This is a genomic window from Kitasatospora purpeofusca (genome assembly GCF_042691725.1).
GTDB classification, from domain to species: Bacteria; Actinomycetota; Actinomycetes; order Streptomycetales; family Streptomycetaceae; genus Kitasatospora; species Kitasatospora purpeofusca_B.
The window spans coordinates 5,640,765-5,658,955 of record NZ_CP170483.1 but is presented as its reverse complement, the minus strand read 5'-3'; the positions used below and the strand labels follow the sequence as shown (position 1 = coordinate 5,658,955).

Annotated in this window: 13 protein-coding genes, 1 tRNA gene and 1 riboswitch; of the genes, 3 read left to right on the top strand and 11 right to left on the bottom strand. The window is 73.9% G+C overall.

Annotated features, from left to right (window positions below; genetic code table 11):
• The first annotated feature begins 293 nt into the window (after window positions 1–293).
• Entirely contained in the window at window positions 294–1,580 is a 1,287-nt protein-coding gene (locus ACFCLZ_RS24395; protein WP_380279243.1) for a hypothetical protein, read from the top strand.
• A 4-nt stretch (window positions 1,581–1,584) separates the two neighbouring features.
• On the opposite strand, the gene ACFCLZ_RS24390 is transcribed toward ACFCLZ_RS24395, so the two are convergent.
• Window positions 1,585–3,024: an MFS transporter gene (locus ACFCLZ_RS24390; protein ID WP_380279241.1), complete on the bottom strand. Its 1,440-nt coding sequence runs from the start codon at window positions 3,022–3,024 to the stop codon at window positions 1,585–1,587.
• An 82-nt stretch (window positions 3,025–3,106) separates the two neighbouring features.
• Window positions 3,107–3,421, bottom strand: a complete 315-nt coding sequence (locus tag ACFCLZ_RS24385) for a DMT family transporter (RefSeq protein WP_380279240.1) — start codon at window positions 3,419–3,421, stop codon at window positions 3,107–3,109.
• Between the two features lie 45 nt (window positions 3,422–3,466).
• A riboswitch (guanidine-III (ykkC-III) riboswitch) is annotated at window positions 3,467–3,532 on the bottom strand.
• A gap of 243 nt (window positions 3,533–3,775) precedes the next feature.
• On the opposite strand from ACFCLZ_RS24385, the gene ACFCLZ_RS24380 reads away from it, so the two are divergent.
• A tRNA-Cys gene (locus tag ACFCLZ_RS24380) sits at window positions 3,776–3,847 on the top strand.
• 123 nt (window positions 3,848–3,970) lie between these two features.
• Here ACFCLZ_RS24380 and ACFCLZ_RS24375 read toward each other — a convergent pair.
• The 6 genes from ACFCLZ_RS24375 to ACFCLZ_RS24350 form a co-directional block, all read right to left on the bottom strand.
• Window positions 3,971–6,298 carry a xanthine dehydrogenase family protein molybdopterin-binding subunit gene (locus ACFCLZ_RS24375; RefSeq protein ID WP_380279238.1) on the bottom strand — a complete coding sequence of 776 codons (2,328 nt, stop codon included), beginning with the start codon at window positions 6,296–6,298 and terminating at the stop codon, window positions 3,971–3,973.
• The gene (locus ACFCLZ_RS24370) at window positions 6,295–7,560 is read right to left on the bottom strand and encodes a 2Fe-2S iron-sulfur cluster-binding protein (protein WP_380279236.1); all 1,266 of its coding nucleotides are present in this window, start codon (window positions 7,558–7,560) and stop codon (window positions 6,295–6,297) included. Before ACFCLZ_RS24370 ends, ACFCLZ_RS24375 begins: the two co-directional genes overlap by 4 nt.
• Window positions 7,557–8,423 carry an FAD binding domain-containing protein gene (locus ACFCLZ_RS24365; protein WP_380286259.1) on the bottom strand — a complete coding sequence of 289 codons (867 nt, stop codon included), beginning with the start codon at window positions 8,421–8,423 and terminating at the stop codon, window positions 7,557–7,559. The genes ACFCLZ_RS24370 and ACFCLZ_RS24365 overlap by 4 nt, the downstream gene beginning before the upstream one ends.
• A gap of 323 nt (window positions 8,424–8,746) precedes the next feature.
• The gene (locus ACFCLZ_RS24360) at window positions 8,747–10,354 is read right to left on the bottom strand and encodes a beta-N-acetylhexosaminidase (RefSeq protein ID WP_380279234.1); all 1,608 of its coding nucleotides are present in this window, start codon (window positions 10,352–10,354) and stop codon (window positions 8,747–8,749) included.
• Between the two features lie 94 nt (window positions 10,355–10,448).
• The gene (locus ACFCLZ_RS24355; protein WP_376089604.1) at window positions 10,449–10,730 is read right to left on the bottom strand and encodes a DUF3039 domain-containing protein; all 282 of its coding nucleotides are present in this window, start codon (window positions 10,728–10,730) and stop codon (window positions 10,449–10,451) included.
• A 92-nt stretch (window positions 10,731–10,822) separates the two neighbouring features.
• Window positions 10,823–11,407: a YqgE/AlgH family protein gene (locus ACFCLZ_RS24350; RefSeq protein ID WP_380279232.1), complete on the bottom strand. Its 585-nt coding sequence runs from the start codon at window positions 11,405–11,407 to the stop codon at window positions 10,823–10,825.
• 299 nt (window positions 11,408–11,706) lie between these two features.
• On the opposite strand from ACFCLZ_RS24350, the gene murA reads away from it, so the two are divergent.
• On the top strand, window positions 11,707–13,059 hold the full coding sequence (murA, locus tag ACFCLZ_RS24345) for a UDP-N-acetylglucosamine 1-carboxyvinyltransferase (protein WP_380279230.1): 1,353 nt from the start codon (window positions 11,707–11,709) through the stop codon (window positions 13,057–13,059).
• Between the two features lie 75 nt (window positions 13,060–13,134).
• Here the strand turns inward: murA and ACFCLZ_RS24340 are convergent, their stop codons facing one another.
• The 3 genes from ACFCLZ_RS24340 to ACFCLZ_RS24330 form a co-directional block, all read right to left on the bottom strand.
• Complete coding sequence (locus tag ACFCLZ_RS24340; RefSeq protein ID WP_030308200.1) at window positions 13,135–13,416, bottom strand: HU family DNA-binding protein; 282 nt, start codon at window positions 13,414–13,416, stop codon at window positions 13,135–13,137.
• Window positions 13,417–13,974: 558 nt separating this feature from the next.
• Window positions 13,975–15,447, bottom strand: coding sequence for an NAD-dependent malic enzyme (locus ACFCLZ_RS24335; protein WP_380279228.1), 1,473 nt, complete (start codon window positions 15,445–15,447; stop codon window positions 13,975–13,977).
• Between the two features lie 395 nt (window positions 15,448–15,842).
• Window positions 15,843–18,158: a HelD family protein gene (locus ACFCLZ_RS24330; protein ID WP_380279226.1), complete on the bottom strand. Its 2,316-nt coding sequence runs from the start codon at window positions 18,156–18,158 to the stop codon at window positions 15,843–15,845.
• Between the last annotated feature and the right edge of the window lie 33 nt (window positions 18,159–18,191).

The window sequence follows — 18,191 nt, the reverse complement described above, 5'->3', positions numbered from 1 at the left end:
CGGCCAAAGGGGTGAGACGTCACCTTTGCGCCATCCTCCGGTCACCTGGCGGCTCTCAAGAATGACGACGATCTCTTCATCGGACACTCAGGAACGGCATCCCGGTTGCATCCTTCGGGCGATGAGTTCCGACCGTCCGTGGTGAATCACTGACCGATCTCGATCACATGCCATGCTGACCCCGTTCACAGGCCTATCACCGCACTTGTCCGACCGGGCCCCGGTCCGCCCGGACGACCGTGCGCCGCGCCTACCGTGCCCCGCCCCGCGCACGCCCCACGAACGGAGTGACCATGGACGCTCTCTCCCGTCGCACCCTGCTGGCCGCGGGCGCCGCGGGCGCCGCCGCCCTCGCCGCGGGCTGCGGGTCCCGGACGGACCCGGGCAGCGGGCAGACGACCACTCCGGCCCCGGCGCCGGCCACCCCGGCCGAGGACCACGTGGCGGTCCCGACCGAGGCGGCCAAGCCCCCGGTCACCCTGATCGGCGACGGCTCCACCTCGGACACCGGCCCGCAGCCGGGCCAGCCCGTCCCCGAGGCGCTGCAACCCGGCCGGCGCCCGCCGCAGTTCGTGGTCTTCTCCTGGGACGGCGCCGGCGAGCTCGACAACGGGCTGTTCCGGCGCTTTCGCCGGCTCGCCCGGGAGCACGACGCCTCGATGACCTTCTTCCTCAGCGGCCTCTACCTGCTGCCCGAGTCGCGGAAGGACCTCTACCGCCCGCCGCAGCACAAGGTCGGCGCCTCCGACATCGGCTACCTGAGCGACCAGCACATCCACGACACGCTGGAGAACCTGCACGCCGCCTGGCTGGAGGGCCACGAGATCGGCACCCACTTCAACGGCCACTTCTGCGGCGCCACCGGCGTCGGCAAGTGGTCGCCGGAGGAGTGGGACAGCGAGATCCAGCAGGCGATGGACTTCGTGACGAACTGGCGCACCAACACCGGCTTCACCGACCTGCCGGCGCTGCCCTTCGACTACCGCAAGGAGCTGATCGGCAGTCGCACCCCCTGCCTGGAGGGCCAGCGCAACCTGCTGCCCACCGCCGTCAAGCGCGGCTGGCGCTACGACAGCAGCGGCAACGGCACGCAGAGCTGGCCGCAGAAGATCCAGGGCGGCGCGCTCTGGGACCTCCCGCTGCAGTCCATCCCGTTCCCCGGGCACACCTTCCAGGTGCTGTCGATGGACTACAACATCATGTTCAACCAGTGCGGCAGCAACACCAAGGCCGACCCGGCGCTGCACCCCGGCTACCAGACCCAGGCCCGGGACGCCTATCTGATGGGCTTCGAGCGCGCCTACACCACCAACCGCGCGCCGTTCGTCATCGGCAACCACTTCGAGGAGTGGAACGGCGGCATCTACATGAACGCCGTCGAGGAGGTGCTCAAGTCGATCGCCGGGCGGCCCGAGGTGCGGCTGGTGTCCTTCCGTCAGCTGGTGGACTGGCTGGACGCCCAGGACCCGGCGGTGCTGCGCAAGCTGCAGACCCTCGGCCCGGGCCAGGCGCCGGCCGGAGGCTGGGAGACGTTCCTCGGCACCGCTGATCGCCCGCCCACCTCCGCCGTCACCGGCTGAGCCCTCAGGCGGCCTTCCGGACCCGGCCCGAGACCAGCGCGCCGAGCAGCGCGACCCCGGTCATGGTCACGAAGATCACCGCGAACGCACCGGTCGAGCCGGTGCCCCCGGATCCCTCGTGGGCGGCGGCCACCGAGCCGCCGCCCAGCGCCGCGAACAGCACCCCGGCCAGGCCCACCAGCAGCACGTTGCCCAGCGCGTCGCTCACCTGGAGCGAGGCCGAGTTGGCCCCGGCGTCCTCCGGCGTCGACAGCCTCATCATCAGCACGCTGACGCTCGCGACCGCCAGGCCCATGCCGAGCCCGCCGACGCCCCAGGCGATCGCCGCCACCCAGGTCGGCACCGCCGGGACGAGCGCCAGCGCCGCCAGCGCGATGGCCACCGCGGTCAGCACGAAGCCGCCGCGGATCATCAGCGCGCGGTACCGCTCCGCCCCCGGCCGGCCCTGGATCCAGGAGCCGAGCGCCCAGGTCAGGCCGCCGCTGGTCAGGGTGAGCCCGGCCAGCGTCGGCGACAGGCCCCGCTCGGTCACCATCATCAGCGGGATGAACGCCTCGGCCGCGAAGAACGCCCCCGACGCGACCCCGCGCAGCAGGATGACCGTCGGCAGCCCGCGCCCGGCCCGCAGCGTCCCGGCCGGCAGCAGCCCGAGCACCGCCGGGACCAGCAGCGCCGCCCCCGCGACGGCCGGCAGCAGGCCGATCAGGTCCAGCCGCTGGCCCGCGTACTGCAGCAGACCGGCGCCGAGCGCGGCCATCGCGGCCAGCCCGGTGCGGCGGCGGTCGAACGCGGCGCCCCTGAGCACCGGCTGATCCTTCTCCGAGCGGCGCAGCGCCGGGCCCATCACCGCCAGCGGCAGCAGGATCAGGGCCGGCACGGCGAGGAAGACCCAGCGCCAGCCGAGGTGCTGGGTGACCGCCCCGGAGACCACCGGCCCGACGATCGAGGGCAGGACCCAGGCCGAGGAGAAGGCCGCGAACACCGCGGGCCGCAACCGCTCGGGATAGGCCCGGCCGACCACCACGTAGAGCGCGACGATCACCAGGCCGCCGCCGAGTCCCTGGATCGCCCGGCCGCCGACGAAGATCCACATCCCGGGTGCCGAGCCGGCCACCAGCAGGCCCACGCCGAACACCGCGATGCCGGTGAACAGCGGTTGCAGCGGACCGCTCCGGTCGCACCACTGGCCCGAGACGACCAGGGCGAACAGCGTGGTGGTGAAGTAGCCGGAGAAGGCGAAGGCGTACAGCCCGAGGCCGTCCAGCTCGCGGGCGGCCACCGGCATCGCGGTGTTGACGGCGGTCGCCTCGAAGGCGATCACCAGGACCACCGAGACGATCCCCAGGGTCAGGGCCCGGAAACGGTCGCCCATGACCCCTCCGCCGGGGTCGGTCGGTATCGGAACGAAGGCGGTATCGGCCGAGGCTGGGGAGGCAGTGGTCATACGTATGATCGTAAGGCGCGCCTGGGCCGATAACCCCTGACCCTGGTCCCCCGTCCTCTCCGACTCCGGACCTAGGCCATCGTCAGTGCAGCACCTTGAGGCCCACCACGCCGGAGACGATCAGCAGCAGGCAGCCGATCCTGGCCGCGGTCACCGCGTCCCCCAGCACCGCCATGCCGTACAGCGCCGTACCCACCGCGCCGATGCCGACCCACACCGCGTAGCCGGTACCGATCGGGATCGAGCGCATCGCGTACGCCAGGCCGCCCATCGAGAGCGCCAGCGCCACTGCGAACACCACCGTCGGGACGAGGCGGGAGAAGCCCTTGGAGGAGTCCAGGGCCACCGCCCACACGGTCTCCAGGACGCCGGACAGAACCAGAACGAGCCAAGCCATGACGGTCGTACCTCCGCAGTCGGCAGCGGCCGGGTTGCCGCTGTCACTGCGCCGTCTTGTCGTCACCGGGTACGACGCGCTCGTCCGGGGCGGCCACGCGGGGCCACCTGTCCCCGACCGTAGCACACCCCGCCGGAAATCCCGCCACACAGAATTTACAAATGGATATTGACGTTCCGCCGGGCATTCCGCCAGACTGAATTCACCAACACGGCGAACGACGACAGGAGTCGGACATGGACAGGAAGACGGCGGCCCGCGCGCCCCGCACCTGCGCCACCGCTCCCCGGTGTTGTCGCGCCTGTCGCTGCTGCCGCTGCGCCTGAGCGCACCCGCAGTCCAGCTCCACCCCACGGCCGTGTGCCCGAGTGGTTTAGGGAACCGCCTGCAAAGCGGTGTACACGGGTTCGATTCCCGTCATGGCCTCCGAGAAAGCGAATTGCCGGTCGATGCCCGAAAGCGTCGACCGGCAATTCGCCGTGCTTTTCCGGGGAATTCCGCAGACAATTCCGCGCGGAACTCCCCGGTATCCGCCCAGCCGGTATCCGCTCAGCCGGTGACGGCGTCCTCCGGGCGGATCGGCAGCCGGCCCACCGGCAGGCCGGTGGCGGCGCGCACCGCCGCGGCCACCGCCGCCGGCGCGGTCACCGCCGGCACCGCGCTGACCGCCTTGGCCCCGAACGGGGCCACCACGTCGCGCTCCTCCAGCAGGGCGGCCACCCGGATCTCCGGGGTGTCCAGCGCGGTCGGCAGCCGGTAGCCGGTGAGCGAGGGGTTGGCCAGCAGGCCACCCTCGGTGCGGAGCTCCTCCAGCAGCGCCAGGCCGACGCCCTGGGCGACGCCCGCCTCGATCCGGTCCTCGATCTGCCGCGGGTTCAGCGCCCGGCCGACCTCCTGGGCGACCGTCACCTCGACCACCCGGACGGCGCCGAGCTCGATGTCCACGTCCACCACCGCGCGCATCGCGCAGAACGCGATGGAGACGAAGGCGTCGCCCTGCCCCGCCTCGTCCAGCGGCTCGGTCGGGTGCGGGCGGCACTGCGCGGTCGCCCAGAGCTCCTTGCCCTCCAGCGCCTCGGCCACCGGCATGCCGAGCACCCCGTCGTACGAGGTGATCTTGCCGTCGGCGATCTGCAGCAGCTCCGCCGACATCCCGAAGTCCGCGGCGATCGGCTGGAGCAGCTGGTGGCGGACCATCAGCGCGGCCCGCTCGACGGCGCCGCCGGACACCCAGGTGTGCCGGCCCCGGGCAGACGGCCCGGCCACCGACTGGTCGCTGTCGGCCGGCGCGATGTACACCTCGCTGACGCCCAGCACGCTCTGCACGATCTGCCGGGCCAGCGTGGCGAAGCCCTGGCCGGCGTCGACCGCGGCGCAGATCACCGTGGCGTGGTCGCCGCTGACCCGCACCGTCGCGGTGGAGACCTCGTCCTCGCCCTCGGCGCCCAGCATGTGCACCATGCCCAGCGCGTAGCCGATGCCGCGCCGCACCGCGGCCGGGTCCCCGGCGCCGCCGGGCCCGCCCGGCAGCAGCCACTCGGCGTCCGGGTCGTCCACCGGCAGCGCCGGCAGCGGCTCCCCGGCGACGGCCTCCAGCAGCGCGGCCACCGGGGCCGGGCAGGTGACGGCCTGTCCGGTGGGCAGCGGGTCGCCGGTCGCCATCACGTTGCGGCGGCGGATCTCCACCGGGTCGATGCCGACCCGGGCGGCCAGCTGGTCCAGCTGCGACTCGTAGGCGAAGCACGCCTGCAGCGCGCCCTCGCCGCGCATCCGGCCGGCCGGCGGGTTGTTGGTGCGCACCGCCCAGGCGTCCACGAAGACGTTGGGGCAGTTGTACGGGCCGACCGAGAAGGCGGTGGCGGCGGCTAGCGCCTCGGCCGAGACCTCCGCGTAGGCGCCGCCGTCGAGCAGGATCTGCGCCTCGACCTTCACCAGCCGGCCCTCGGCGTCCGCGTGGTGGCGGTAGCGCAGCAGCGCCGGGTGCCGCGAGGCGTGGGTGTGGAAGGACTCCTCGCGGGTGAGCGTCATCTTCACCGGGCGGCCGGTGCGCAGCGCCAGCAGCGCCAGGGTGACCTGGAAGGACGGGTCCTCGCGGTCGGCGGTGGCGCCGGGCACGCCGGTGACCACCAGTCGGACCCGGTCCGGCTCCAGGCCGAGGCAGGCGGCGGTGCGGTCGCGGTCGCCGTGCGGGTCGGTGGAGGACAGGTGCAGCTCGACCCCGCCGTCCGGGCGCGGCACGGCCAGGCCCGCCTCGGCGCCCAGCGGCGCCGGGTCCTGCCGGCCCACCTGGTACAGGCCCTCGACGACGAGCTCGCCGGCCGCCTCCGGGTCGCCGCTGCGCAGCGGCAGGTGGCGGAAGAGGTTGCCGTCCGGGTGCAGCGGCGGGGCGGTGAAGGACTGCTCGGGGTCGGTGACGGCGTCCAGCGGCTCGTAGTCGACGGCGATCAGGCCGACCGCGAGCCGGGCGGTGTCGGGGTGGTCGGCGGCGACCGCGGCCACCGGTTCGCCGTGGTGGCGGACCACCCCGGCGGCGAGCACCGGCCGGTCGGCGACGATCGGCCCGGACGGCGCACCGTCCGGCAGGCCGTCCGGGCCGGACGGCAGGTCGGCGGCGGTGACCACGGCGTGCACGCCGGGCAGGGCCAGCGCGGCCGAGGTGTCGATGCCGCGGATCCGCGCGTGCGGGTGCGGCGAGCGCAGCACCGCGCCCCACAGCAGGCCCTCGGCCCACAGGTCGGCGGCGTACGGGTAGATGCCGAGCGCCTTGGGCAGGGCGTCGCTGCGCAGCGGGGAGCTGCCCAGCCCGAACGGCTCCGTCGCGCCGCCCGCGTCGCCGTCCTGCGGGAGTGCTGCGCCGATGTCGGTAGGCGACGTCATGATGCGTGGTCGTCCTCGGGGAGCCGGATGCCGTGGGCGGGGGTGGCGCCGTACGGGACACCGGCCGGGGCGGTGCCCTCGGCCGGGACGCCGTGCGGGGGCGTGGGGATGTACGGCGTGCCGTGCGCGGGGGTGCCGCCGTCGTGGCCGGGCCGCTGCGGGTAGCCGGCGCCCGGGGTCTCGTAGACGGGGCCGTCGTACGCCGCGCCGTCGTAGGCCGGGCCCTGGTCGTAGCCGGGCTGCTGCGGGTAGCCGCCCGCCTCCGGGTAGCCGCCGGCCCCGGGCAGGTAGGTGCCGTGCGCCGGGGTGGTGCCCGGGTAGGGCTGCTGCCCGGGGTAGCCCTGGACCGGGTGGAAGCCGGTGGACCCGTCGGCCGGCTGCGCCGGGACGTCCCGGATCGGGGCCAGCACGGTGGTGTCGTACACCCCGCTGTCGTAGCCGCCCGCGCCGTCGGAGGCGCCGTACGGCACACCGGCGGCGGGGGCCGCCGGCGGGGCGGCCTGCGCGGCGGTCGGCTGCGGGACGTGCTCGATCCAGGCGTCGCCGTCGGTGTACACCGGCAGGTCGGCGGCGGTCGCGGCGTCGTCCGCGGGGCTCGCGGCGGGCACCGGCGCGGTCGCGGGGGCCTCGTCCGGGGCGGGAGCCGCGGCGGCCTTGGCGGCCTCCTCGGCGGCGGCCGCCCCGTCCGCCGCACCGGCCTGTGCCGCGCGCGCGTCGGCGACGCTCTGCACGGCGGCCAGCGCGCCCCGGTAGCCGGTGCACCGGCAGAGGTTGCCGCACAGCGCCTGCCGCGCCTCGACCTCGGTGGGCCGGTGGTTGCGCTGGAGCAGGTCGTGCACGGCCATCGCCAGGCCGGGCACGCAGTAGCCGCACTGCACCGCGCCGGACTCCGCCAGCGCCTGCTGGACGTCGCTGGCGCCGCCGCCGGCCGACAGGCCCTCGACGGTGTTGATCTCGCTGTCCTGCGCCAGCGCGGCGGGCACCAGGCAGCCGGCCACCAGCTGCCCGTCGACCTGCACCGAGCAGGCCCCGCACTCGCCCTGCTCGCAGCCGTCCTTGGCGCCGGCCAGGCCGAGCCGCTCGCGCAGCACGTAGAGCAGGCTCTCGCCGATCCAGGCGTCGGTGACGGGCCGTTCGAAGCCGTTCACCCGCAGGCTGTACGAGGTGGTCGGCCGCAGTTCGCGGCTGACCTGCGGCGCGTGGTCGTGCGCGTGGTCGAGCAGCCCCGCGTCCAGGGCCTCGATGGGGTGGTCTGTGGTCACTTGAGCGCCCTTCCCAGTGCCCTGCGGGCCAGCACGGCTACGGTACGCCGCAGGCGGACGGCGGCCGCGCTCGGCCCCTCGGTGACGGCCTCCCAGGCGCCCTCCGCGCCGTAGCCGTCGGGGACGCAGGCGGCGGCCACGTACTCGCCGAAGGCGGCGGTCGCGGCGGGGTCGATCTCCCGCGAGCCGTCCCAGTCGATGCAGCCGGCCACCCAGGCCTCGGCCTCCAGGGGGCGCAGCGGCACCGGGGCGACGGCGCCGACGGCGCAGCGCACGGCGCGCCGGGCGGGGTCGAGGACGAGGGCGACGGAGGCGGTGGCGCGGGCCGGGCCGCTGCGGCCGGTGGCCTTGAGGAAGACCTGCGGGGCGTGCAGCAGCGGGACGCGCACCCAGGTGAGCAGTTCGCCGGGGCGCAGCGGGTCGAGGCCGGTGAGCAGGTGGCTGACCGGGACCTCCCGGGTGGCGCCGGCCCGGGCGAGGGTGACGCTGGCCTCCAGTGCGGCGAGCACCGGGAGGGTGTCGCCGGCCGGGGCGGCGGTGGCGAGGTTGCCGCCGAGCGTGCCGACGTTGCGCACCTGCGGGGGGCCGGCGGTGCGGGCCGCGTCGGCGAGCGCGGGGATGAGCGCGGCGAAGTCGGGGCGGTCCATCCGGGCGTGGGTGAGCCCGGCGCCCAGCACAGCGGTGCCGCCGTCCTCGTAGCGCCAGCCGCGGAGTTCGGTGATCCGCCCGAGGCCGACCAGGGCGGCGGGGCGCAGGCGCCCGGCGTTGACGGCCTCCATCAGGTCGGTGGCGCCGGCCACCGGTACCGCGGCCGGGTGAGCGGCCAGCGCTTCGACAGCCTCGTCGAGGGAGGCCGGCAGCATGATCGTCCGGTTCACCTGGGTCCCACCGTGCTCCACTTGCTCATCGATCGCCTGCCGCCGCGGCCCTCGGCCGGGGTCTTTCGCTCCGGCAGCCCGGCCTGGCCCGTAGGGTACGGGCGATCGGGCCGGGTTGGGCAACTCTGGCACACAATGCTCGATGATCATTTCGGGACAGGCGAACGGTACTGCCCGATTGGGACCGATACCGGGCGGTATCCGACCCGGTCCGACAGGGACCGGGTCGGATGTTCATCTGTTCTTGACGTCCGACGACCACTCGGAAGTTCCCGTGGGTGATGTCCGCCCGCCTGCCCGGCGCGCCGTCAGACGACCGGCGGCGGCCCCTCGATCGGCCGGCCCTGCACCCCGGGCCAGGTCTGCCACGGGTGCGGACCGGCGGCCGGGCGGTACTCGACGCCGAGCGCGTCCAGCACCTCCAGGTGGCCCGTCATCCGCCGTTCGAAGCCGGCGAAGTCGCGGTCGGCCGGGTCGGCGGGCAGCGCCGACCAGGCGACCTCGGCGAAGGCCGCGAGCCGCGGGAAGGCCCGGTAGTCGATGTCCCGGGCGCTGTGCATGAACTCGCTCCACAGGTTCGCCTGGGTCCCGATCACCCGACGGGCCGCGGCCTCGTCGAGCTGCGGGGGCACCGGCTCGAACCGGTAGACGTCCTCCAGGGTGCGCACGAAGCCGACCGGGATCGGCTCGTCCTCGCCCGGCGCCTGCCGGTGGTCGAAGTAGACCTGCTGCTCCGGACACATCACCACGTCGTGCCCGGCCTGCGCGGCGGCGATCCCGCCGCCGTAGCCGCGCCAGGACGACACGGCGGCGCCGGGGGCCAGTCCGCCCTCCAGGATCTCGTCCCAGCCGATCAGCCGCCGGCCGCGCCCGGCCAGCCAGCGGTCGAAGTGCCGGATGATGTGGCTCTGCAGTTCGTCCTCGTTGGACAGGCCCAGCTCGCGGATCCGCGCCTGCGCGGCGGCGCTGTCCTTCCACTGCTCCTTGGGGCACTCGTCGCCGCCGAGGTGGATGAACTCGGACGGGAAGAGCTCCAGGACCTCCTCCAGCACCCCCTCGAAGAACCGCAGGGTGGCCTCGGACGCGTTGAGCACGTTCTGGCTGACGCCCCAGTCGGTCCACACGCCGAGCGCCGCGGTGTCCACCACGTCGGTGTTGCCCAGCTCGGGGTAGGCGGCGACGACGGCCTGGGTGTGGCCCGGCAGCTCGATCTCGGGCACCACCGTGATGCCCCGCTCGGCCGCGTACGCGACGATCTCGCGCAGGTCGGCCTGGGTGTAGAAGCCGCCGTGCGGACGGTCGTCGCGGCGCTGGCCGGCCCGGTAGCCGACCATCGAGCGCTCGCGCCAGGACGCCGCCTCGGTGAGCCTCGGGTAGCGCTTGATCTCCACCCGCCAGCCCTGGTCGTCGGTCAGGTGCAGGTGCAGCACGTTGAGCTTGTGCGCGGACAGCTGGTCGACGAAGCGCAGCACGTCCGCCTTGGGCAGGAAGTGCCGGGCGACGTCCAGCAGCGCGCCGCGCCAGCCGAACCGGGGCGCGTCCTCGATGTCCACGCCGGGCAGCACCCATTCCGAGCGCAGCGGGGCACGCCGGTAGGCGTCCGGGCCGAGCAGCCGGCGCAGCGTCTGGGCGCCCCAGAGCGCCCCGGCCGGCCCGCCGGCGGTGATCACCGCGTGGCCGGGGCGCACCGAGAGCCGGTACGCCTCGGCGGCCAGCGTGTCGTCGTGAACTAGTTCGACGCCCTCGCCGGGCCGCCCGGGGGCGAGCGGCAGGCCGGTGGCGGCGGTCAGCGAGGAGCGCAGCCACCGCTCGGCCCCGGCCAGCTCCGGCGGCGCGGTCAGGGTGGTGGTCCGGTCGAGCGGGAAGTCCCGGTCCGGGAGGCGGACGGAACTCACGGGGGCGGGAATGAGGTCCATTGCGCCATCCTCCCCCGGCCCGGACGACTGGCATAGACCACCTCGGAATCGCCGTGCAATGCAAAACGGCGGTGCGGAAAACGGAGCGGGCTACCTACTGCTTGCCGTTGTCGTCGCCGCCCTGCGGCTTGCCGATGCCGTCGTAGATCTCCTTGCACATCGGGCAGACCGGGTACTTCTTCGGGTCGCGCCCGGGCACCCACACCTTGCCGCAGAGCGCCACCACGGGGGATCCGGAGAGGGCGCTCTCCATGATCTTGTCCTTCTGGACGTAGTGCGCGAAGCGCTCGTGGTCGCCGTCCCCGTGGGACACCTGGGGGACGGGCTCGACCAGGGTGCCGGTGCCGAGGCCGCGCTCGGGCTCAAGAGTGCTCATGGGTGCCAAGTCTATGGGCGCCCCGCGAAACCGGGCCAGTGTCGCGGCGGCCTGCACATGTCACGGATGCGTCCGCCCCACCGCGGCTCCCCTCAGTTGAGCGTCGGATCGTCCGGGTAGCTCGCCAGCAGGGCCAGCGGGCCGCGCTGGCGGCGCAGCACCGCGCGCCAGAGCCGCTCCGGCTCGGGGCTGGAGATGTCCCCCGGCTCGCAGTCCACCAGGTACCAGGCGCCGCTGGAGAGCTCCGCCTCCAGCTGCCCCGGCGCCCAGCCGGCGTACCCGGCGAAGATCCGCAGCGCGCCCAGCTCGCCGGCCAGCACCTCGGGCGGCGCCTCCAGGTCCACCAGGCCGATCGCACCGTGCACCCGCCGCCAGCCGAGCGGCTCCCCGGTGCCCGGCTCCCCCGGTGCCACCGCCAGGCCGAGCGCCGAGTCCAGCGCCACCGGCCCGCCCTGGAACAGCACCGCCGGCCGGCCGACCAGCACGCCCCAGCCGTCGAGCACGCTGCCGACCTCGACCGGGGTCGGCCGGTTCAGCACCACGCCGAGCGCCCCCTCGGCGTCGTGGTCGAGGAGGAGCACCACCGCCCGGGCGAAGTTCGGGTCGGTGAGCACGGGCGTCGCGACGAGCAGACGGCCGGTGTGGGACCGGCCTGCGTGCGAATGGGCCGCCGTCATGCCCACATGATCCCGCAGAACCCCCCGCGGCGGACACCCGAGGACCGGCGGGCCGGGGAACCGGCCGCGCACACCCGTACGGACGCGCCGGCGCGCGCCGCGGGGCCCGGGGAGAGCACCATCACGGGAGAGGCTCACGGGAACCATCGGCACGACCACTACCATCTACTGATGGTGGACGCCCGTCCACGGTGCCGATTCGGTCACTCCGGGGGCCCGACGCGCCCGTGCAACCGTTCCACCGCATGGCTCGTCGCCGAGCCCCACCCACTCCTCTGGCACCCCGGATTGCGAGAACGATGACCGACGACGTCCTGCTGGTCCACGGCGGAAACCCGCTCGAAGGCGAGATCCGCGTCCGCGGCGCGAAGAACCTCGTGCCCAAGGCCATGGTCGCCGCCCTGCTCGGCCAGGGCCCCAGCAGACTGCGCAACGTCCCGGACATCCGCGACGTCAAGGTGGTCCGCGGGCTGCTCCAGCTGCACGGCGTGACCGTGCGCACCGGCGACGAGGACGGCGAGCTGATCCTCGACCCCTCGCACGTGGAGAGCGCCAACGTCGCCGACATCGACGCCCACGCCGGCTCCTCGCGCATCCCGATCCTGTTCTGCGGCCCGCTGCTGCACCGCCTCGGCCACGCCTTCATCCCGGGCCTGGGCGGCTGCGACATCGGCGGCCGCCCGGTCGACTTCCACTTCGAGGTGCTGCGCCAGTTCGGCGCCACCATCGAGAAGCACCCGCAGGGCACCTACCTGGTCGCCCAGCAGCGCCTGCGCGGCACCAGGATCGAGCTGCCCTACCCCTCGGTCGGCGCGACCGAGCAGGTGCTGCTCACCGCGGTGCTCGCCGAGGGCGTCACCGAGCTGCGCAACGCCGCCATCGAGCCGGAGATCGTCGACCTCATCTGCGTGCTGCAGAAGATGGGTGCGATCATCACGCTGGGCACCGACCGCACCATCCTGATCACCGGCGTCGACGAGCTGGACGGCTACACCCACCGCGCGCTGCCGGACCGCCTGGAGTCGGCCTCCTGGGCCTGTGCGGCGCTGGCCACCAAGGGCGACATCTACGTCCGCGGTGCCCGCCAGCTGGAGATGATGACCTTCCTCAACACCTTCCGGAAGGTCGGCGGCGCCTTCGAGGTGGACGACGAGGGCATCCGGTTCTGGCACCCGGGCGGCGAGCTCACCGCGATCGCCCTGGAGACCGACGTCCACCCCGGCTTCCAGACCGACTGGCAGCAGCCGCTGGTGGTCGCGCTGACCCAGGCGACCGGCCTGTCCATCGTGCACGAGACGGTGTACGAGTCGCGGCTGGGCTTCACCGGCGCGCTCAACCAGATGGGTGCGCACATCCAGCTCTACCGCGAGTGCCTGGGCGCCACGCCGTGCCGCTTCGGCGCCCGCAACTTCCTGCACTCCGCGGTGGTCTCCGGCCCGTCCAAGCTGATCGGCTCCGAGCTGGTCATCCCGGACCTGCGCGGCGGCTTCTCGTACCTGATCGCGGCGCTGGCGGCCGAGGGCACCTCGACCGTGCACGGCATCGACCTGATCAACCGCGGCTACGAGAACTTCATGGACAAGCTGCGCGACCTCGGCGCCCACGTCGAGCTGCCGAGCGAGCGGGCCAGCGAGGAGCTGGTCGGCGCCTGACCGGCGCCCCCCGCCACGGCGAGAGGCCGGGCCCCCGCGACGGGGACCCGGCCTCTCGGGCGTTCAAGGGGCGGTTCAGGCGCCCTTGGCGGCTTCCTTCAGCTTGGAGCCGGCGCTGACCTTGGCGCTGTAGCCCTCGGGGATCTGGATCGGCTCGCCGGTCTGCGGGTTGCGGGCGGTGCGAGCGGCGCGGTGGGTGCGCTCGAAGGTCAGGAAACCGGGGATGGTGACCTTCTCGTCGCCCTTGGCGACGACCTCGCCGACGATCTCGGCGAAGGCGGCCAGAACGGCGTCGGCGTCCTTGCGGGTCACCTCGGCGCGCTCGGACAGCGCGGCCACCAGCTCACTGCGGTTCATGTGTACTCCTGTGGTCTGTTCGCTTGCGGTGTGCGGGGGCCCGTCGGTACTCCCACCGGGGGCACCCGGCTGGGCCGCAGGTCCGCACACTGTGCTCATGCAGGCAATGCGTGGTCGCGAGCCGGGTCCGCACCCAGTGCCGCGCGCCGTGCCTTCGAAGGCCCGCCTGCCTGCCCGGATACGAATCCTGCCCCGACCGGCCCCGAGAATGCCAATCGGGCCCCGGCGGAACGACCCGAACAGCGCCCGCCCGCCGGAGGTGTGACGCTCCGTCGGCTCCGGCGTACCGGGCGCGGGCGGCGGTCGGGAGGACGCGCCGGAAGACCGGGGGGACGTTCCGTACTTGTCGGACACGCCTGACCCGTGCAGGGCTACCGTACGCCCTAGGTCCGACAAGCCCAAACACGCCCCTCGCCCTTGTGTCGCAAGGGTTCGGGGCGGGAACGGGCGGGTACGACCGCTAATCGGACATTTGACCGATCCCCGACACATCGCGGCCGGCCGCCGCGGGAGCGCGTCGCCGGGCCCGGCGCAGGGGCCCGGCGGCGCGGTCCGGCGTCAGAGCTTCACGGCCGGGAAGGAGGCGGTGTCGAGCGTGCCGACGATGCCCGGGGTCGGGCGGGCCGGGGCGGGCTCCTCCGAGGCGGCGGCCAGGGCGGCCTCCCGGACGGCGGCGGCGACGGTCTTGGCGACGTCCTTGTGGAACACGCTGGGGATGATGTAGTTCGCGTTGCGCTCGTCGTCGCCGACGGTGGCGGCCAGGGCGCGGGCGGCGGCGATCATCATCTCGGTGTTGACGGTGCGGCTCTGGGCGTCCAGCAGGCCGCGGAAGACGCCCGGGAAGACCAGCACGTTGTTGATCTGGTTCGGGAAGTCGCTGCGGCCGGTGGCGACCACCGCGGCGGTCTGCCGGGCCACCCCCGGGTCGACCTCCGGGTCCGGGTTGGCCAGCGCGAAGACGATCGCGTCCTCGGCCATGGTGGCCAGGTCGTCGCCGTCCAGGACGTTCGGGGCGGAGACGCCGATGAACACGTCGGCGCCGGCCACGGCCTCCTTGAGGGTGCCGGTGCGGCCCGAGCGGTTGGTGTGCTCGGCGATCCAGCGCAGGCTGTCGTTGAGGTCGTCGCGGCCCTCGTGGACCACGCCCTTCACGTCCGCCACGGTGGCGTGCTCGACGCCGGCCGCCATCAGCAGCTTGAGGATCGCGGTGCCCGCGGCGCCGGCGCCCGACATCACCACCCGGATGTCGGCGATCTCCTTGCCGACCACCTTGAGCGCGTTCATCAGCGCCGCCAGCACCACGATCGCGGTGCCGTGCTGGTCGTCGTGGAAGACCGGGATGTCCAGGGCCTCGCGCAGCCGGGCCTCGATCTCGAAGCAGCGCGGCGCGGAGATGTCCTCCAGGTTGATGCCGGCGAAGCCCGGGGCGATCGCCTTGACGATGGCCACGATCTCGTCGGTGTCCTGGGTGTCCAGGCAGATCGGCCAGGCGTCGATCCCGGCGAAGCGCTTGAACAGGGCCGCCTTGCCCTCCATGACCGGCAGCGCGGCGGCCGGGCCGATGTTGCCCAGGCCCAGCACGGCGGAGCCGTCGGTGACCACCGCGACGCTGTTGCGCTTGATGGTGAGGCGGCGGGCGTCCTCGGGGTTCTCGGCGATCGCCATGCAGACCCGGGCGACACCCGGGGTGTAGATCATCGAGAGGTCGTCGCGGTTGCGGATCGGCAGCTTCGAGGACATCTCGATCTTGCCGCCGAGGTGCATCAGGAAGGTGCGGTCCGAGACCTTGCCGATGGTGACGCCGTCGATCGCCCGGAGCTTCTCGACGATCTCCTCGCCGTGCGCCACCGAGGAGGCGGCGACCGTCACGTCGATCCGCAGCGCCTCCAGGCCGGAGGCGGTCACGTCGAGGCCGGTCACCGAGCCGCCGGAGGACTCCACCGCCGTGGTGATCGCGCTGACGGCGTTGCCTCTGGCCGGCACCTCCAGCCGCACCGTGATCGAGTTCGAGACACTGGGCACCGTCGCCATCGACGTTCCTTCTTCCGTCCGTCCGTCCGCGAGTTCAACAATTTGTTGAGAGCCCTCGCTTGCGCATGCTAGACATCGATGGTCGCACCTACCAGGGCGTAGTCAGAAATAACGTTCATTGAGTGTGCGGACCCGACAACTTCTTGCCTCCACCGCCCGATGCGTTACATTGGACGGGACACCGGCTCGATCCAAGCCCCCGGGCCCAACCTTCGTCCCTTCGAGGGACCACTTGCCGCGAGGCGAGCATGGCGGGTCGGTGTCGTGACTTCTGAAGGCCCCTCACCCGCCGGGTGGGGGGCCTTCGCCGTGGTCGCGGTGCGTGACGGCCCGTACGGCCGACCCGGGTGGGCCGGCCGTACGGGCCGTCAGTCTTCGCCGGTCGCCCGCGCCCGTCAGTCGCGCAGCAGCGCGGGAACCCCGGCCGCGTCCGGCAGGTCGTCCGGGCCGGACAGCACGGTCAGCCGCTGGGTCGCCCGGGTCAGCGCCACGTACAGCACCCGCAGGCCCGCCTCGGACTCCCCGGCGATCCCGGTCGGGTCGGCCACCACGGTCGCGTCGTACTCCAGGCCCTTGGCCTCCAGGCTGCCCAGCGTCACCACGCGCTCGCCCAGACCCTCGGCCCAGCGCGCCGCCTCGGCCCGCCGGTCCATCGGCACCACCACCGCCACCGTGCCGTCCACCTCGCCCAGCAGCCGCTCCAGCTCGGCCCGGGCGCCCGCGCCGAAGGCCTCCGGCGACGGGTCGGTGACGGCCGCGAAGCGCGGCTCGACGCCCACGTGCCGCACCGCGCTCGGCGACGGCGTGCCCGGCGCGGCCAGCGCCAGCACCTTGGCCGCCACCTCGGCGATCTCGGCGGGGTTGCGGTAGTTCACGGTCAGCGTGAAGCGGCGGCGCGGCTTGCCGGACAGCACCTCGTCCAGCGCGGCCTGCGCCTCCTCGGGGAACGGCCAGGAGGACTGCGCCGGGTCGCCGACGATGGTCCAGGTGGCCATCCGGGACCGGCGGCCGATCATCCGCCACTGCATCGGGGTGAGGTCCTGCGCCTCGTCGACGATCACGTGCGCGTACTCAACACGCTCGACAAGCACACGCTCGCGTTGCCGGGCGGACCGGTCCGCGAAGGTGGTGACCTCCTCCAGGCCGGTCAGCAGGTCCACCGCGTCCACCTCGCGGACCTTCGGGCGGACCGGCTCGCCGAGCAGCACCTGCAGCTCGTCCACCAGCGCCACGTCGTGCGCCGACAGCGCGCCCTCGCCGCGCTCCGACAGGTGCCGCCAGGACGCCGCCAGCAGCCGCGCCTCGTCGGGGGCGACCGCGCGGCGGGCGATCCGGTTGATGTGCCGGGCGTGCTTCAGGGTGCCGAGCACCCTGCGCGGGGTGACCGCGGGCCACCAGGCGTCCAGGAAGTCCAGGAACGGCGCCTCGTCCGAGACGTACTCGTCGAAGGCCTCCCTCTCCTCCTGGCGCTGCTCGCGGGCGTAGTGGTCGGCGGGCTTGGGCAGGTGGCGCACGGCCTGCTGCCAGAGCGCGTCCAGCAGCAGCCGGCGGGCGCGCGGGCGCAGCAGGTTGAGCGGGGTGCCGCCGGAGCCGATGACGTTGCCGCGCACCGCCTTGAGGCGGCCCGCGTCCAGCTTCAGCACCTCGCCGCGGGCGACCACCTTCAGCTCCTGCGGCGCGCCGAGCTCCAGCGCGGCCCGGGCGGCGCGGCGCAGCAGCTGGACCATCCGGGCCGAGCCCTTGATCCGGGCCGCCTCCGGGGTGTCGTAGGTGCCGGCCTCGATGCCGTCGACCAGCGAGCCGACCGCGCGGATGGCGACCTGGCCCTCCTCGCCGAGCGAGGGCAGCACGCCCTCGGTGTAGGAGACCAGCAGCGGGGTCGGCGAGACCACCAGGATGCCCCCGGCGTAGCGGCGGCGGTCCTGGTAGAGCAGGAAGGCCGCCCGGTGCAGCGCGACGGCGGTCTTGCCGGTGCCGGGGCCTCCGGTGACCAGGGTGGCGCCGGCCGCGGCGGCGCGGATCACCTCGTCCTGCTCCTTCTGGATGGAGGAGACGATGTCGCGCATCGAGTGGCTGCGGGCGCGGCCCAGCGAGGCCATCAGCGCGCCGTCGCCGACCACCGCCAGCTCCTCGCCGTCCAGGGTGGGGGTGAGGTCGGGACGCAGCAGGTCGTCCTCGACGCCGATCACCCTGCGGCCCTTGGAGCGGATCACCCGGCGCCGGATGACCCGGCCGGGCTCCAGCGGGGTGGAGCGGTAGAACGGCGCCGCGGCGGGGGCCCGCCAGTCGATCACCAGCGGGCCGTACTCGGCGTCCAGCACCCCGAGCCGGCCGATGTGCAGGGTCTCGGCGACGGCCGGGTCCGCCGGGTCGAGCGGGGTGTTGGAGGGGATGCCGTGCTCCTCCGGGGCGTCGGGCCGTTGAAGGTCGATGCGGCCGAACAGGAAGTCCTCGAACTCGTTGTTGAGCCGCTGGAGGTGGGCGCCGGCCCGGTACACCTGGGCGTCGCGCTCGGCGAGCGCGCCGGGGGTGCCGACGTGCACGCGCTTGGCGGCGTCCTCCAGGATGTACTCGGCCTCGGCGAGCTTCTCCTCCAGGCGGCGGTAGACGGTGTCGAGGTGACGCTGCTCGCCGGCGATCTCTCGCGCGCGCACGGTCTCGTGGTCGGCGGCGGTGGTGTCCGTGGTGCTGGTGTCCGTGTTGCTCTGCATGGCCTCGGTGGTTGCGGCGGAATCCGGCTCCGG

Bases quoted from the DNA above. Each gene is read 5' to 3' on its own strand.
- ACFCLZ_RS24395 (WP_380279243.1), top strand. From the start codon at position 294: ATGGACGCTCTCTCCCGTCGCACCCTGCTGGCCGCGGGCGCCGCGGGC.
- ACFCLZ_RS24390 (WP_380279241.1), bottom strand. From the start codon at position 3,024: ATGACCACTGCCTCCCCAGCCTCGGCCGATACCGCCTTCGTTCCGATA.
- ACFCLZ_RS24385 (WP_380279240.1), bottom strand. From the start codon at position 3,421: ATGGCTTGGCTCGTTCTGGTTCTGTCCGGCGTCCTGGAGACCGTGTGG.
- ACFCLZ_RS24375 (WP_380279238.1), bottom strand. From the start codon at position 6,298: ATGACGTCGCCTACCGACATCGGCGCAGCACTCCCGCAGGACGGCGAC.
- ACFCLZ_RS24365 (WP_380286259.1), bottom strand. From the start codon at position 8,423: ATGCTGCCGGCCTCCCTCGACGAGGCTGTCGAAGCGCTGGCCGCTCAC.
- ACFCLZ_RS24360 (WP_380279234.1), bottom strand. From the start codon at position 10,354: ATGGACCTCATTCCCGCCCCCGTGAGTTCCGTCCGCCTCCCGGACCGG.
- ACFCLZ_RS24355 (WP_376089604.1), bottom strand. From the start codon at position 10,730: ATGAGCACTCTTGAGCCCGAGCGCGGCCTCGGCACCGGCACCCTGGTC.
- ACFCLZ_RS24350 (WP_380279232.1), bottom strand. From the start codon at position 11,407: ATGACGGCGGCCCATTCGCACGCAGGCCGGTCCCACACCGGCCGTCTG.
- murA (WP_380279230.1), top strand. From the start codon at position 11,707: ATGACCGACGACGTCCTGCTGGTCCACGGCGGAAACCCGCTCGAAGGC.
- ACFCLZ_RS24340 (WP_030308200.1), bottom strand. From the start codon at position 13,416: ATGAACCGCAGTGAGCTGGTGGCCGCGCTGTCCGAGCGCGCCGAGGTG.
- ACFCLZ_RS24335 (WP_380279228.1), bottom strand. From the start codon at position 15,447: ATGGCGACGGTGCCCAGTGTCTCGAACTCGATCACGGTGCGGCTGGAG.
- ACFCLZ_RS24330 (WP_380279226.1), bottom strand. From the start codon at position 18,158: ATGCAGAGCAACACGGACACCAGCACCACGGACACCACCGCCGCCGAC.